General features: G+C 66.7%; 15 protein-coding genes. 7 read left to right on the top strand and 8 right to left on the bottom strand.

All coding sequences use genetic code 11. The annotated features are described in order from the left end of the window. Nucleotides 1–229 precede the first annotated feature (229 nt). The gene (locus ACFSC3_RS10465; protein WP_380940345.1) at nucleotides 230–757 is read left to right on the top strand and encodes a superoxide dismutase family protein; all 528 of its coding nucleotides are present in this window, start codon (nucleotides 230–232) and stop codon (nucleotides 755–757) included. Nucleotides 758–859: 102 nt separating this feature from the next. On the opposite strand, the gene thpR is transcribed toward ACFSC3_RS10465, so the two are convergent. Then, the gene (gene thpR, locus ACFSC3_RS10470) at nucleotides 860–1,399 is read right to left on the bottom strand and encodes an RNA 2',3'-cyclic phosphodiesterase (RefSeq protein WP_380940346.1); all 540 of its coding nucleotides are present in this window, start codon (nucleotides 1,397–1,399) and stop codon (nucleotides 860–862) included. 119 nt (nucleotides 1,400–1,518) lie between these two features. On the opposite strand from thpR, the gene ACFSC3_RS10475 reads away from it, so the two are divergent. The 3 genes from ACFSC3_RS10475 to ACFSC3_RS10485 all read left to right on the top strand — a co-directional run bounded on the left by ACFSC3_RS10475 (nucleotide 1,519) and on the right by ACFSC3_RS10485 (nucleotide 3,470). Continuing rightward, nucleotides 1,519–2,265 (top strand): Bax inhibitor-1/YccA family protein, encoded by a 747-nt coding sequence (locus tag ACFSC3_RS10475; protein ID WP_380940347.1) that lies wholly within the window; start codon nucleotides 1,519–1,521, stop codon nucleotides 2,263–2,265. A 138-nt stretch (nucleotides 2,266–2,403) separates the two neighbouring features. Continuing rightward, nucleotides 2,404–2,685 carry a hypothetical protein gene (locus ACFSC3_RS10480; protein ID WP_380940348.1) on the top strand — a complete coding sequence of 94 codons (282 nt, stop codon included), beginning with the start codon at nucleotides 2,404–2,406 and terminating at the stop codon, nucleotides 2,683–2,685. A gap of 92 nt (nucleotides 2,686–2,777) precedes the next feature. Further along, on the top strand, nucleotides 2,778–3,470 hold the full coding sequence (locus ACFSC3_RS10485) for a hypothetical protein (protein ID WP_380940349.1): 693 nt from the start codon (nucleotides 2,778–2,780) through the stop codon (nucleotides 3,468–3,470). A 462-nt stretch (nucleotides 3,471–3,932) separates the two neighbouring features. On the opposite strand, the gene ACFSC3_RS10490 is transcribed toward ACFSC3_RS10485, so the two are convergent. Then, nucleotides 3,933–4,484, bottom strand: a complete 552-nt coding sequence (locus tag ACFSC3_RS10490; protein WP_380940350.1) for a hypothetical protein — start codon at nucleotides 4,482–4,484, stop codon at nucleotides 3,933–3,935. A gap of 352 nt (nucleotides 4,485–4,836) precedes the next feature. On the opposite strand from ACFSC3_RS10490, the gene ACFSC3_RS10495 reads away from it, so the two are divergent. Continuing rightward, nucleotides 4,837–5,394: a CHAP domain-containing protein gene (locus ACFSC3_RS10495; RefSeq protein ID WP_380940351.1), complete on the top strand. Its 558-nt coding sequence runs from the start codon at nucleotides 4,837–4,839 to the stop codon at nucleotides 5,392–5,394. Between the two features lie 36 nt (nucleotides 5,395–5,430). On the opposite strand, the gene msrB is transcribed toward ACFSC3_RS10495, so the two are convergent. The 3 genes from msrB to ACFSC3_RS10510 form a co-directional block, all read right to left on the bottom strand. Further along, nucleotides 5,431–5,901: a peptide-methionine (R)-S-oxide reductase MsrB gene (msrB, locus tag ACFSC3_RS10500; protein ID WP_380940352.1), complete on the bottom strand. Its 471-nt coding sequence runs from the start codon at nucleotides 5,899–5,901 to the stop codon at nucleotides 5,431–5,433. A gap of 320 nt (nucleotides 5,902–6,221) precedes the next feature. Continuing rightward, nucleotides 6,222–7,466 carry an ABC transporter permease gene (locus tag ACFSC3_RS10505; protein WP_380940353.1) on the bottom strand — a complete coding sequence of 415 codons (1,245 nt, stop codon included), beginning with the start codon at nucleotides 7,464–7,466 and terminating at the stop codon, nucleotides 6,222–6,224. Continuing rightward, nucleotides 7,463–8,392: an ABC transporter ATP-binding protein gene (locus tag ACFSC3_RS10510; protein ID WP_380940354.1), complete on the bottom strand. Its 930-nt coding sequence runs from the start codon at nucleotides 8,390–8,392 to the stop codon at nucleotides 7,463–7,465. The genes ACFSC3_RS10505 and ACFSC3_RS10510 overlap by 4 nt, the downstream gene beginning before the upstream one ends. Before the next feature lie 47 nt (nucleotides 8,393–8,439). Between ACFSC3_RS10510 and queG the strand changes: the two genes are divergently transcribed. After that, nucleotides 8,440–9,495: a tRNA epoxyqueuosine(34) reductase QueG gene (gene queG / locus ACFSC3_RS10515; protein ID WP_380940909.1), complete on the top strand. Its 1,056-nt coding sequence runs from the start codon at nucleotides 8,440–8,442 to the stop codon at nucleotides 9,493–9,495. Nucleotides 9,496–9,615: 120 nt separating this feature from the next. On the opposite strand, the gene ACFSC3_RS10520 is transcribed toward queG, so the two are convergent. Both ACFSC3_RS10520 and ACFSC3_RS10525 read right to left on the bottom strand, forming a co-directional pair. After that, nucleotides 9,616–9,993, bottom strand: coding sequence for a hypothetical protein (locus ACFSC3_RS10520; RefSeq protein WP_380940355.1), 378 nt, complete (start codon nucleotides 9,991–9,993; stop codon nucleotides 9,616–9,618). Then, entirely contained in the window at nucleotides 9,990–10,670 is a 681-nt protein-coding gene (locus tag ACFSC3_RS10525; RefSeq protein ID WP_380940356.1) for an EI24 domain-containing protein, read from the bottom strand. The genes ACFSC3_RS10520 and ACFSC3_RS10525 overlap by 4 nt, the downstream gene beginning before the upstream one ends. A gap of 124 nt (nucleotides 10,671–10,794) precedes the next feature. On the opposite strand from ACFSC3_RS10525, the gene ACFSC3_RS10530 reads away from it, so the two are divergent. Continuing rightward, the gene (locus ACFSC3_RS10530) at nucleotides 10,795–11,796 is read left to right on the top strand and encodes an adenosine kinase (RefSeq protein ID WP_380940357.1); all 1,002 of its coding nucleotides are present in this window, start codon (nucleotides 10,795–10,797) and stop codon (nucleotides 11,794–11,796) included. 207 nt (nucleotides 11,797–12,003) lie between these two features. Here ACFSC3_RS10530 and ACFSC3_RS10535 read toward each other — a convergent pair whose 3' ends face one another. Continuing rightward, nucleotides 12,004–13,533: an amino acid permease gene (locus tag ACFSC3_RS10535; RefSeq protein ID WP_380940358.1), complete on the bottom strand. Its 1,530-nt coding sequence runs from the start codon at nucleotides 13,531–13,533 to the stop codon at nucleotides 12,004–12,006. Nucleotides 13,534–13,653 lie beyond the last annotated feature (120 nt).

Genomic DNA, 13,653 nt, shown 5'->3' on the forward strand with positions numbered 1-13,653 from the left:
GACTGCGCGTCCGGTTCGCGGTTTCTGGGACTGGGTCTCGACCGGCAACTGGAATGGGAACGACGTGAACACCGGCGTGAACGGCTAAGCCCTCACCCGTTTGTTCAGGTTTCCAGAAGCCCCGGCCTCACCGCCGGGGCTTTTTTATGACCCGATCGACATGGCGCTGGACGGAACCGCGGGATCGCTCGATCATTGGCCTGACGCATCTTTTCGACAGGGGACGACGATGATTCGGGTGATGACGGCGGCGGCAGGCGCGGTTCTGATGGCAGGGTGCACGACGATGGGCAGCACCACCGCCGATACCGGATCGACGCGCGGCGCAACTGCGGTGCTGCGCATGGCCGATGGGACAGAGGTCGGCCGCGCGGTAGCGACCGAGGCGAGCGGCGGCATCCGCGTGTCACTCGACGCCTCGAAGCTGCCCGCTGGTCCGCACGGCGCGCATGTCCACACCACCGGCCGTTGCGACGGCCCCGACTTCACCACCGCGGGCGGCCACTGGAACCCGACCAACATGAAGCATGGCACGGAGAATCCGATGGGTCCGCACGCCGGCGATTTCCCCAATGTCCAGATCGCCGCAGACGGACGCGGCAAGCTGGAGATGATGCTGCCGTCGGGCACCATGGCCGGCCTGATGGATGACGATGGCGCCGCTTTCGTCATCCACGCCGCCGCCGATGACTATAAGACCGACCCGTCGGGCAATTCGGGCGGCCGCATCGCGTGTGGCGTGTTCGAGCGGAGCTAGACGCGATCGATTTTCCCCCGTTCGCCCTGAGCGAAGTTGAAGGGCAGCCCCGCGCACGATGCTTGGACTTCGCTCAGCACGAACGTTTGAGCGAAGCCAAGTCTATCGATCCAGACGATAGCGCGCGACTGCTTCGTAGGTCGCGCCGGTCGATCGCAGGCGGCTTTCGTACAACAGGAAATGGTCGAGCGTGACCGGCGCGCTCGACAGCATTGCCTGGTCCGCAAGGAAGCGATCGGGTGAGCCGGCGTTACGCAACAGCCGCGCCAGGGTGATATGCGGGAGATAGGCACGTCGCTCCGGCTCGAGTCCGGCGCGCGTCAGTGCCGTGTCGATCTTGGCGTGTAGCGCAGCCAGCGGTTCGCGGGGGCTGATGCCCGCCCACACGGCACTGCCCGGCCGCCCGCCGCCGTCGAACCGCCCGACGCCGGCGATCCGAAAGGTGACCGGTGCGGCGCGAACTCCGTCCAGTGCGGTGGCGATATCCTCTGCCATCGGCCGCTCGACTTCACCGATATAGCGCAGCGTCAGGTGAAGTTGCTCGTCGTCCTGCCACCGCGCATTCGCAATGCCGCCCATCGCATCGAGCAATAGCGCGCGAATGTCCGATGGCGGGCGCAGGGCAACAAACAGGCGGTGCATGGATTGTATCTAAGTGTTTCTGCACACCGGTGCGAGCGCGGTTTCGCTTGAAACCCGCCGCATGCAGGGCGATATTTGACGGAACCGGCAGAAGCGCCGGGCAAAGGAGTTGGCTCACAATGGCAAATTGGTCTGATCCCCGGACGGAGAGCGCGCCGTTCGCGACGCGGTCCGCCCGTACGCGCGATGCTGCGTACGACGCGGGGCTCCGGTCCTACATGCTGTCCGTCTACAACTACATGGCATCGGGCGTGCTGCTGACGGGTATCGTCGCGCTGCTGTTCGCCAGCGGCGGGGCGCAGAGCCCGGCGGCGGCGGTTTTCTTTGGCGGCGGCATCCTGAAGTACGTCATCATGTTCTCGCCGCTGGCATTCGTGATGGTGTTGAGCTTCGGCATCAACCGTCTGTCGACCGGTGCAGCGCAGGCGATCTTCTGGGCATTCGCAGCCGTGATGGGCCTGTCGATGTCGACGATCTTCCTGGTCTATACCGGGGCGTCGATCGCGATCACCTTCTTCGCGACCGCGGTCGCCTTCCTGTCGCTGAGCCTCTACGGCTACACGACGAAGCGTGATCTGTCGGGTTTCGGCACGTTCCTGATCATGGGCGTCGTCGGCCTGATCGTCGCGTCGCTGCTGAACCTGTGGTTCCAGTCGCCGGCCATCAACCTGGCGATCAGTGCGATCGGCGTGCTGCTGTTCGCCGGCCTGACCGCCTATGACACGCAGCGCATCAAGGGCATGTACGATTACGTCGCCGGTACCGACATGATGGGCAAGGCCGTCATCATGGGCGCGCTGTCGCTGTACCTCGACTTCATCAACATGTTCCAGTTCCTGCTGTCGTTCCTGGGCAGCCGCGAATAAAATCGCGAAACTCGGACAAGCACTTGCGGCCCGGCGGACAGTGTTCGCCGGGCCGTTTTCTTGTGGGCGGTACCGGGAACGGCAGCCCGGACCGTTCGTTTCCCATCCGCAACATCGATACCGAGGGAGAGTGTGGCGATGACGGAGATCAAGGAGACGGTGGACGAGACCATGACCGTCGCCCCCGATGCGGACGACGCGGACCGGTCGCGCCAGAAGGACGCGGGCCACGATACCTCCATCGAGGAGCGGCTTCAGCGCAATCCCGAGAGCAAGGAAGCCCGGCTCGACCGCGCGCTTGACGAGTCGATGGACGCGAGCGATCCGCCCGCCACGACCCAGCCGGTCCACAACCATGGTCCCGCGCCGTCGTCCGGCTTCGACGAGGAAGCCGAAAAAGCCCGTCAGCGCGACGCCTGACCCGACGCCCGGTTCACCACGGCACGGCGGCGGTCCTTTCCAGGGCCGCCGCCGTTGGCGTATGCGGGGGCTTCTATCGATTAGCGAGGAAAATGAGTATGTTGGGCACGCGACGCGTCCGGTTGTGGCTGACGGCGCTGCTTTTTTCGCTCGTCATTCAAACGGTGCCGGCGGCGGCCGAGGTTCGCATGACTTTCTGGTCGCGCGACACCAGCAACTATTTTCCGCATGCCTTCTTCACGTTGAAGGGCACGCTCGACGCGACCGGTCAGCCGATCGACGAAAGCTATGGCTTCACCCTCAACGACTTGAATCCGATCGCGCTGTTCACGGCGGTGCCCGCGCACGTCGACCATACCAACAAGAAATATATCCGCGGCAGCGACGCCCAGTTCCGCATCGCCATCACCGACGCGCAATATGCCGCGATCAAGGCGCAAGTTGCCGAATGGGGCGCGCCGGGCTCGAAATGGAGCCTGAACAAGCGCAACTGCGTCTTCTTCGTCGCAGAAGCCGCGCGCCGGGCCGGACTGATCGTCGTCGAGGACAAGAGGCTGATGAAGAAGCCAAAATCCTTCACCCGGTCGCTCATCGCACTCAACCCCGGACGCGTGACCGTGCTCGATACCGACGCGGCGGGATATTGGGCGAAATATCCCAAGGACGAGAATTTCGCGGTCCCGGCGGACAACAAGGCATCGGTGCTGGAGCGGCGCATGTCGAAGCGGCCGAAGGTCGAGGATGCGCCGATGCCCGCTCCGGTGGCGGCAGTGCCGGCGCGCTGAGGTGGTACAGGCGGCTCAGTGCCGCTTGCTGTGCTGACTTCTAAGCTGTGATCCAGCCACGCTGAACCACTAAGTGCTTCGGCGCAGGCCGGAGCCTAGGTAGTCAAAGCCCTGCCGTCCGCCAATGCTAGGGCCTTTGCCGGAGCGCCACTACGCATCGAGCCCGTTAGTTCATGCCGCCAGTGTGGATCGCGTAAGAGCCGCCCCACAAACCGTTCGTGCTGAGCCTGTCGAAGCACCGTTCTTCGATCTGCCAGCAATGCCCCCGCCGCAGGAAGTGCAGTGCTTCGACAAGCTCAGCACGAACGGCTTTGGTGGCGAAAAGCGTGGGCTACGAAATCTTGAGCACTCGGGGCTTGAGTCGAGCCCCCATACCGCCACGTCGTCAGACGGGGCGGCCGTGCCGTCCCGCTGCCCGCCGTGGCGTCTCCCGGCTTGCTTGCGCAAGCCGGGTGCGCCCGCTCAGTGCGCCAGGCCCATGTCGCCCACCTTCTCCACCCAATAGGGGAAGAAGGCCGGCTTGCGGTTCGACCAGCCGCTGGCGGTCGCCGCGGCTTCGCTGATCGACTGGAGCAGCCGCCGGCGCAGGTCCGGGTGTAATGTCGGGAGGGCCGCGGCGGCGCAGAAGGCGGCGGGCAGCCACGGGCGGACTTCGGCGCCCAGCAGCCGCTCATAGAGGAACCGATAGGCCGAGAAGGTCGGGAGCCGCCCCTGGCCCAGGTCGAAGGCGGAGACAGTGACGAGCGGCGCCATGAACGGCTCCACCGCATCGAGCCCGCTGTCGTCGGGGATCATCGCGCGCAGGTCGGGCAGGCGGTCGTACATCCGCGCCTGCGCCCGGATGCTGGCGGCCTCCACGACATCGCGCGACCAGCGCGTCGTCGCATCGTCGCGATCCAGGCCGACGTCGAGCGCGCGGCGGATGTACCGCTGCGTACTGGAGGAAAATCCAGCGAATTCCTTCATCTCGGCCAGCGTCATCGCGCCTTCGGCCGGCTTCATGCGTGCCGTCATGATACCCACCCCACCCAAGTCATCGCCGGATGATGCACCCGGATGGTTAACACTCCCCTTAACCACCCGTTTGTCCGGCATTCATCAGTCGATCATGAAATCCGCTGCGCCGCAACATCATCTGCGACGGAACGTCGTCGATTCGTCGCAATTGTCGGCGTTTGGGTGACATGCCGATCGTCAGCCAAGACGAGTCGTGCTCAGCTGTGGACGAGTCGCTTTATCGATCGGAACCTCTTTCGATTCGTCGGGAAACCCCCGCGTTTCGCCGCCGAACGCTTGGTTGCATCGCGGCATTCGGTACCTGGGACTCATCGAAGTTTCTCAGCCCGACCGGGGGGTCTTCAACACCATGTTCGCTCGTTTCGTCGCGGTTGCCGCCGCGCTGATGACCCTGACGATCGCCGCTCCCAAGGCGGAAGCCAAGTTCTGGCAGTGCGCGCCCTATGCGCGGCTGATCTCGGGCATCGACATCCGCGGCAATGCGCTGACGTGGTGGAACCAGGCCGCCGGCAAGTACGATCGCGGCACCGCGCCGAAGAAGGGCGCAGTGATGTCCTTCGCCGCTACCGGCAAGATGCGCTATGGCCATGTCGCGATGGTGTCGAAGGTGATTGGCGAGCGCGAAGTCCTGCTGACCCACGCAAACTGGTCGCGCCGCGGCGGGATCGAGACCGACGTCCGCGCGGTCGATGTGTCGGAAAAGGGCGACTGGAGCCGGGTCAAGGTGTGGTTCGCCGCGAACGGCGGGCTTGGTACGTCGAGCTTCCCGGTCAACGGCTTCATCTACGCGAACGGCGCGCCGGAGGCTGACGAGGTCGCACTGCCGAAGGTGACGATCGCGGCGGCGACGCCGGTTCCGGTCGCACCGACCGAGCGCGCCGCGGCGTTTACGCTGAACCTGGAATAAGCGGCAGCCTCGGCGCTTACGGCGCGATCGAGGTTCCTAAAGCGCCCGCGGTGTGAAGGTCATCGCGACGCCGTTCATGCAGTAGCGCTTGCCGGTCGGCTTCGGTCCGTCGTCGAAGACATGGCCGAGATGCCCGCCACAGCGGCGGCAATGCACCTCCACTCGCTCCATCCCCAGCGTCCGGTCGGTCGTCGTCGCGACGGCCGCCCGTAACGGCGCCCAGAAACTCGGCCAGCCGGTGCCGCTTTCGAACTTGGTCTTGGACGTGAACAGCGGCAGCGCGCAGCCAGCGCAGGAGAAGACGCCCGAGCGATGCTCGCCGTTGAGCGGGCTGGAATAGGGGCGTTCGGTATCCTCCTGGCGCAGCACCTTATAGGCGGCGGGCGACAGCTTCTTGCGCCATTGCGCATCGGTCAGCGTGACCTCGTACTTGGCGAGGGCAGGCCAGGCGGCAACGACCGGCGCGAGGCCGGCGGCGGCGAGCAGGGTGCGGCGGGTGGTGAGCATGCGCGGGATGTAGGGAGCGCGCCGCCGGGCGGGTAGGGGCCGGTGCGGTGGGGTACGATTCCACCGGGTCTCAGCTTCACACCGCCGTCATCCCCGCGACGGCGAAAATTCCTCGTCCGCCCTGACCCCGGCCCCAACAGCCGTCATCCCCGCGAAGGCGGGGATCGATAGTTGCTGAACCTCGCGACACTCACGAAGGCTAGCCAGAATTGACCCTCGCCTTCGCGGGGATGACGAATCTGAGCGAAGGGGTGACGATTGCGAGGGAAGGAATGACGGATGCGAGGGCAGGGATGACGATCGCGAACCTCCGGCCGCAATCAGATCGATCCGCCGGCCCCCAGCACCTTCGCCGTCCTCCCCCGCTTCCAGAACGCCGGGCTGCCCGATTGCAGCACGCCGCGGCGGAACAGCCGGGCGCCCAGCCACACCGTCAGCCCGACCCACAGCGCCTGCCAGCCGAGCGCCAGCAGGTGCGGCCAGATTTCCGGCCGGTTTGCCGCCCGCGCGGCCATCGCGAAGGGGGAGCTGAACGGCAGGATTTCCGCGATCCGCGCAACGGTCGAATCGGGCTGCGAGGCCGCGGCCTGGCTCAGGCCGAACATCGCCACCTGAAAAATGGTGATCGGTAGCGACAGCATCTGGATCTCGCGCGGCGTGCTCGCCTGCGCGCCGATGCCCAGGAACACCGCACCCAGCAGCAGATAGGCCATGGTGAAATAGGCGAAGAACAGCAGCGGGAAGACCGGCCCGACCGCCGGGCCGACATCCGCGAACGCGCGCGCCATGCCGGCCGGCAGCAACTGTCCGACATTGACCGCGATCGTGCCCCAGAAGGCGACGAACAGGATGGCGACGCCGAACATGCCGAGCAGTTTGCCGAGGAACACGCTTTCAAGCGGCACCGCGGCGGCGAGGATTTCGATCACCTTGTTCGACCGCTCCTCCGCCATCGTGCCCACCGCCTGGCCCGCCAGCATCAGCGTCAGGATGAACAGGCCGAAGACCGCGAAGAACGCAGCCTGGTTCGATCCGCTGATCGTGGTGCGCTGGGCGCCCGCCTGGAACGCGACCTTGGTTGCGGTGCTGAGCGGCGCGGTGCCGGTGCGTTCGACCCGGATGGTCGATTCGGCCAGCGCGGCGAGATAGGACGCGCTGCGCCCGGCATTGGCGGCATAGAGGATCGTCGGCCGGTCGAGCGGGCCGAACATCGTCGCCGTCACCTCGACATCGCTGCGGCGCATCGTCGCATTGGCGCTGCTGGCGGGATCGCCGGCCGGGCTGGCCAGGATCAGCTGCGGCGGCGCCTCGCTCTTGCGGAACATCGGGCGCAACTGCTTGTCGGTCGCCTGGAGCGCGGCCCAGGTCGACGCATCGGCGACGACCGCGATGCGCATCTTGCCGACCGAACTGCCCGCCATCGTCGCGGCACCCAGGCCGCCGACCGCGCCGAAGCTCATCATGATGAGCGGCGCGAGCAGGAAGATTAGGAAGGTTGGTGTGAACACGGTCGCGATGAAATCGCGCCGCGCGACGGTCAGCGTCTGGCGTACCGACTTGTTCATGCCGCCTGCTCCAGGGCTTCGCGTCCGACAATTTTCACGAACGCGTCGTGCAGCCGTGCAGGTTCGATCGACAGGCCGGAGATGCCGTAGCCGGCGTCGATCAGCTTCACCAACACGCCTTCAATTCCTTCCTTGGGCTGCGTGAAGACCCAGCCTTTGCCTTCGGGTTGCGCATCCGCAGGCAACAGCCGCGCGATATCAGCGCTTGGATGATGCGGCACATAATGCGCCTTCACCGGCAGCGTCGCGCGCGCGTCGTCGACGGTCCCCTCGAACCGCGCCTTGCCGCCGGCGATGATCGTCAGGCGGTCGCACAGCCGCTCGGCATGGGCCATGACGTGGGTGGAGAAGAGGATCGTCGCGCCGCGGTCGCGCTGCGCGACGATCAGCGCCTCCAGCCGTTCCTGATTGACCGGGTCGAGCCCGGAGAAGGGTTCGTCGAGCACCAGCAATTCGGGTTCGTGAACGACTGAGCCGAGCAGCTGGACGAACTGCGCCATGCCCTTCGACAATTTCTTGATCTTCTGGTCGGCGGCATGGCCGAGGTTCGCCGCCTCCAGCATGGTCCGCGCGCGTTTGCGCCCCGTCGACCAGTCGAGCCCGCGCAGCGCGCCCATGAACGCGATCGCCTCCACCGACTTCATGCTCGGATACAGGCCGCGCTCCTCGGGCAGATAGCCGACCCGGTCGCTGGCGTCGCGCGGATGGGGCGTGCCGAGCATCGTGCGCATGCCGTCGTCGGGCTCGATGATGCCCAGCAACATGCGCAGCGTCGTCGTCTTGCCCGCGCCGTTCGGCCCGAGCACGCCATAGATCGCGCCCTTCGGCACCGCGATGTCGACGCCGTCGACCACGCGCCGATCGCCGAAGCGCTTGACGAGGCCGCTTGCCTGTACGGCCAATGTGTCGCTCAAATTGTCCCCCATCGCATGTGCAGCTGTGGTAGCGGGCCGGAGTGCGCGAAGACAAGCCGATCGAACAACGATTGAAGGAAAAGGCGGCGGAGCTGGGCTTTGCCGCCACAGGCATCGCGCGCGCCGACGCGGCGCCCCGCTCGGCCGCACGGCTGCGCGAATGGCTGGCCGACGGTGCGCACGGTTCGATGATCTGGATGGAGGAACGCGCCCATCACCGCGAGAGCCCGGCCGGGCTGTGGCCCGATGTGAAGAGCGTCATCGCGCTCGGCATGAGCTACGCGCCCGGTCGCGATCCGCTGGCGCTGGAGGGCGTGGGGGACCGCGGGCGCATCTCGGTCTATGCGCAAGGGGGTGACTATCACGACGTCGTGAAGCGGGCGCTCAAGGCGCTGGGGCGGTGGCTGGTCGAACAGGCGCCGGGCGAATTGAAGGTCTTCGTCGACACCGCACCCGTCATGGAAAAGCCGCTGGCCGAGGCGGCCGGGCTCGGCTGGCAGGGCAAGCATACCAATCTCGTCAGCCGGATGGATGGCAGCTGGCTGTTCTTGGGCGCGATTTACACCACGCTCGACCTGACGCCGGATATGCCTGGGCGCGATAGCTGCGGGTCGTGCGACGCCTGCCAGCGGGCATGCCCGACCAATGCGTTCCCTGCGCCCTACCGGCTCGATGCGCGGCGCTGCATCTCCTATCTGACGATCGAGCATAAGGGGCCGATCCCGGAGGAGTTTCGCGTGGGGCTGGGCAACCGCATCTATGGCTGCGACGATTGTCTGGCGGTGTGCCCGTGGAACAAGTTCGCCGCCGCTGCGCGCGCGAACATGGCGTTCCAGCCGCGTAGCGAACTGATGGCGCCGCGACTGGCGGATCTGCTCGACCTGGATGATGCGGGCTTCCGGCAGGTGTTCGCGGGGTCGCCGATCAAGCGGATCGGGCGCCGACGGATGGTCCGCAACGCGGCGATCGCGGCGGGCAATTCGGGAGATGCGGGCTTGATCGCGCCGCTCCGGCGATTGCTTGGCGATGAGGATGCGGTGATCGCGGAAGCGGCGGGGTGGGCGCTGGGGCGCTTAGATCCTCCCCGGCACGGGGAGGGGGACCGCGACGCGTAGCGGCGTGGTGGAGGGGGCTCTCCGCAGAGCTAACCCTTCGCGGCTAGCTGCCTCCGGCGGAGCAGCGGGCCGGATCGTCCCCCGGACGATCCTCGAACGCGCGTTCGCGCGTTCGTCCCGCTACTTTCCCCCATCCCGCCGAGCCAGCGCCGCCACGCAGCTCGCCCGGTCGATCGCGCTGCCGTCCGGCTGGCGCGCGTCGACATAGGTCACCACCGGCTCGCCGCGACCGTCCTTCGGATAGAGATAGGCATCCAGCACGCAGATGCGGCTGCCGAATTGCAGTTTGCGGCCCATCCCCTCGGTCACATCCGCATCCGCCGCGCCGAACGCCTGGGTCAGCGCGCGGGCGCTCTGGCCCATTACGCGTTCAAGTCCGACGGTGCTGATCGTCCGCGGCTGGGGCAGCGGGATGCGTGCGGCGGGGCGCGGGGCGGTGGTCCCGGTGCTGCACGCGGCGAGCAGCAGGGCGGGGAGCAGGGGCAGCAGACGCTTCATTTCGACAGTCTCCGGTGGAACACATGCGTCGCCATCGCCGCGCCGAGCACGGGGGCGAGCAGGTTGACGAACGGGATCAGCAATAGCGCCGTTCCGATGGCACCCAGCAAAAGGCGTGCGGCTCGCGTCTCCTGGCGGAACGCGGGCAGCGCCGCCGCCTGACGATGCCGGGCCGCGACCATGTCGCCCAGATCGCGACCGAGCAGCAGGGCGTTGACCACAAAGAAGCCGATCGCCGTGCCGACGCCGGTCGCCAACAGGATCAAGTAGAGCGGGGCGGCGGCGACATTCCACAGGACCGCCCGCGCAGCCGACCCGCCGCCCATCGCCAGTCCGCGTGCGAACGGCACCGGCTTCGCGGACGCCAGCGCTGCGGGATAATGTTTCGCCTCGACTGCGGCGACGACATCGTCGGCGAAGATGCCGATGACCGCGATAGCGAGCGCGCGGAAGATCAGCCAGCCGAGCGCCACACCCGCCAGCACCGCCGCCGCCCCGGCCAGATCGCCGCCGACCGCGCTGATCCCCATCCACCCGGCAAGCGCCCGGACGCCGAACCAGATCCCCACGCCGGCCGTCGCGAGCAGCGCGAACGTCAGCGCGAGCGACTTGGCGAGCACGGCCAGGATGCGTCGGTCGCCCAGCTGGCCCACGGATAGGAAAAATGCTGCGATCACACTGCTATCCCTAACGTTGTCGGATGGGCGTTTGAAGCCTGCCGTGCGTAGGCGGAAGCGACGCCGCGATTGCGCTGAAACGACAGCCAAACTACGGCGCAGCATCTGTTTTCAGGAGACATCTGTGACCACCGCCACCCATGACGTCGTCGCGATCGGCAATGCCATCGTCGACATTCTCGCCAAGGCCGACGACGCCTTCATCGAAGCCGAGGGGATGATCAAGGGCTCGATGCAGCTGATCTTCTCGGCCGAGGCGGCCGATGCGCTCTATGCGAAGATGGGGCCGGGCAGCGAAGTGTCGGGCGGGTCGGCGGCGAATACGATCGCTGGCCTCGCCGCGATCGGCCATCCGTGCGGCTTCATCGGCCAAGTCGCCCACGACCAGCTGGGCCAGGTCTTCGCGCACGACATCCAGTCGCTCGGCGTCCACTTCGCTACCCCGCCAGCGCAGGCCGGTGGCGATCCGACCGCCCGCTGCTTCATCTTCATAACGCCGGACGGCCAGCGCACCATGAACACCTTCCTGGGCGCGGCCCAGTTCCTGCCCGAAGCCGCGGTCGACACCGCGACGATCGAGGGCGGCGCGATCCTGTATCTCGAAGGCTATCTGTGGAATGCCGACCAGTCGCGCGATGCCATGAAGCGCGCGATCGGCATCGCGCGGGCCGCCGGCCGCCGCGTCGCGCTGACGCTCAGCGACACCTTCGTCGTCCACGGCCACCGCGACGCCTTCTTCGAGCTGATCGATGCCGGCCAGATCGACCTGCTGTTCGCCAATGACGCCGAAGTCATGGCGATGATGCAGACCGACGACATTGCCGCGGCCGTGACCGGCCTGTCGGCGCGCGTGCCGCTGCTCGTCTGCACCCACGGCGCCGCTGGTGCGGAAGCGCATTCGGCCGGCGAGCATGCGCGCGTGGCCGCGGAGCCGGTCGAGGCGGTGGTCGACACGACCGGCGCGGGCGACCTGTTCGCCGCCGGCTTCCTCGCGGGTCAGGCGCAGGGCCGCGACCTGGAGACCAGCTTGCGCATGGGCGCGATCTGCGCGGCGGAATGCATCAGCCACATCGGCCCGCGCCCGCTTGCCGACCTGAAGGCGCTGCTGACGGACAAGCTGGGCTGACCAAGATCCTCCCCGGCGCGGGGAGGGGGGACCGCCGCGAAGCGGTGGTGGAGGGGGGCTCTCCACAAGCGGTGTCCTTCGTGGCCCGCCCCCTCCACCAGCCTGCGGCTGGTCCCCCTCCCCGTGCCGGGGAGGATCATACGGCAAGGGGCCGGGGAGACATGCTCTCCCCGGCCCCTTTTCTTGCCCGTCAGGGTAGCGGCAGCGTTACGGCTGCTCGCCCACCGGAGCGACGAACTCGCCCATGTCCGGCTTGTCGTCCTGCGGCTCGCCGCGCTGCAGGTTCGAATTGTGCATGCCGTAGAAGAAATACACGACCATGCCGATCGCCAGATAGATGACGAACAGCAGCAGCACGCTCGCAGGGACCGTCGTGATCAGATAGCCGCACGACAGGATGCCGAGGATCGGGGTGATCGGGTACAGCGGCACCTTGAACCCGCGCGGCAGTTCGGGGGCCGTGCGGCGCAGGTAGATCACCGACAGGCAGACGATGGCGAACGCCGCCAGCGTGCCCACCGACGTCGCGTCGCCGAGCAGGTTGATGTCGAGGAAGCCCGCGCAAAACGCGGTGATCAGGCCCACGAGCAGCGTGTTGATATAGGGCGTCTTGAACCGCGGGTGGACGTTGGCAAACACGCGCGGCAGCAGGCCGTCGCGCGCCATCGTGTAGAAGATGCGGGTCTGGCCGTACATCAGCACCAGCACGACCGAGGTCAGGCCGATGATCGCGCCGATCTTGATGATCTTCGCCAGCCAGCTCCACTGCGGACCGAACGCATCGACGACGACCGCGACAGGATCGGGCACGTTGAGCGAGGTGTAGGGCACCAGCAGCGTCATGATGGCGGCGACCAGCATGTAGATGACGGTACAGACGACGAGGCTGCCGATGATGCCGAACGGCATGTCGCGCTTCGGGTCCTTCGCCTCCTGGCCGGCGGTCGAGACCGCTTCGAAGCCGATATAGGCGAAGAACACGATCGAGGCGGCGCGCATGATGCCGTCGACGCCGTATTTGCCGTCACCCTGGTTCTCCGGGATGAACGGCGTCCAGTTCTTCGAGACGAGCTCCGGCAGGTTGGCGAGTACGATTAGGCCGCCGACGACGATGAACGCGACCAGCACGCTGACCTTCACCGCGACGATGATGTTGTTGACCTTGGCCGATTCCGACACGCCGCGCACCAGCAGCAGCGCGAGCGCGATGCAGATCAGGAAGGCGGGCAGGTTGAAGATGGTTGTCACGGTCTGGCCGTCGACCAGCACCGGCACCCCGTCGCGCATCAGCGTGTAGCCGGCCGGGCCGGTCAGCTGCGCAGGGATGTGCAGGCCGAAATCGGCGAGCAGGCTGACGACATATCCGCCCCAGCCGACCGCGACGACCGACGCCGCGATGCCATATTCGAGCAGCAGCAGCACACCCATCGTCCACGCGACGAATTCGCCGAGTGTGGTGTAGCCATAGGTATAGGCAGACCCCGATACCGGCAGGGTCGACGACAGTTCGGCGTAGCAGAGCCCGGCGAAGGCGCAGACGATGCCCGCGACGACGAAGCTCAGCAGCACCGCCGGGCCGGCGTGGAGCGCGGCAGCCGAGCCGGTGCGGACGAAGATGCCCGCGCCGATGATGCAGCCGACGCCTAGCAGCAGCAGGTTCCACTTGCCGAGCGTGCGCTTGAGTTCACTGGTTTCCGTCTCGCGCTGGACCTGCGCGATCGATTTGCGTGCGAACATCCGTTCGATCACGCCCCTCTTAGGTGGCATGGTTGCCATCGAAATCCCCTCTAAGCCGAAGTATCAGCGGCTGATCGCTCTGATGACCGGAGAGCCTAGCCCGAAATTACCCTTGCGCAA

The sequence above is a fragment of the Sphingomonas floccifaciens genome, assembly GCF_042681125.1.
GTDB lineage: Bacteria > Pseudomonadota > Alphaproteobacteria > Sphingomonadales > Sphingomonadaceae > Sphingomonas > Sphingomonas floccifaciens.

Excerpts from the sequence above, each read along its gene's own strand:
- ACFSC3_RS10465 (WP_380940345.1), top strand. The coding sequence starts at position 230 with ATGATTCGGGTGATGACGGCGGCGGCAGGCGCGGTTCTGATGGCAGGG.
- thpR (WP_380940346.1), bottom strand. The coding sequence starts at position 1,399 with ATGCACCGCCTGTTTGTTGCCCTGCGCCCGCCATCGGACATTCGCGCG.
- ACFSC3_RS10475 (WP_380940347.1), top strand. The coding sequence starts at position 1,519 with ATGGCAAATTGGTCTGATCCCCGGACGGAGAGCGCGCCGTTCGCGACG.
- ACFSC3_RS10480 (WP_380940348.1), top strand. The coding sequence starts at position 2,404 with ATGACGGAGATCAAGGAGACGGTGGACGAGACCATGACCGTCGCCCCC.
- ACFSC3_RS10485 (WP_380940349.1), top strand. The coding sequence starts at position 2,778 with ATGAGTATGTTGGGCACGCGACGCGTCCGGTTGTGGCTGACGGCGCTG.
- ACFSC3_RS10490 (WP_380940350.1), bottom strand. The coding sequence starts at position 4,484 with ATGACGGCACGCATGAAGCCGGCCGAAGGCGCGATGACGCTGGCCGAG.
- ACFSC3_RS10495 (WP_380940351.1), top strand. The coding sequence starts at position 4,837 with ATGTTCGCTCGTTTCGTCGCGGTTGCCGCCGCGCTGATGACCCTGACG.
- msrB (WP_380940352.1), bottom strand. The coding sequence starts at position 5,901 with ATGCTCACCACCCGCCGCACCCTGCTCGCCGCCGCCGGCCTCGCGCCG.
- ACFSC3_RS10505 (WP_380940353.1), bottom strand. The coding sequence starts at position 7,466 with ATGAACAAGTCGGTACGCCAGACGCTGACCGTCGCGCGGCGCGATTTC.
- ACFSC3_RS10510 (WP_380940354.1), bottom strand. The coding sequence starts at position 8,392 with ATGGGGGACAATTTGAGCGACACATTGGCCGTACAGGCAAGCGGCCTC.
- ACFSC3_RS10520 (WP_380940355.1), bottom strand. The coding sequence starts at position 9,993 with ATGAAGCGTCTGCTGCCCCTGCTCCCCGCCCTGCTGCTCGCCGCGTGC.
- ACFSC3_RS10535 (WP_380940358.1), bottom strand. The coding sequence starts at position 13,533 with ATGTTCGCACGCAAATCGATCGCGCAGGTCCAGCGCGAGACGGAAACC.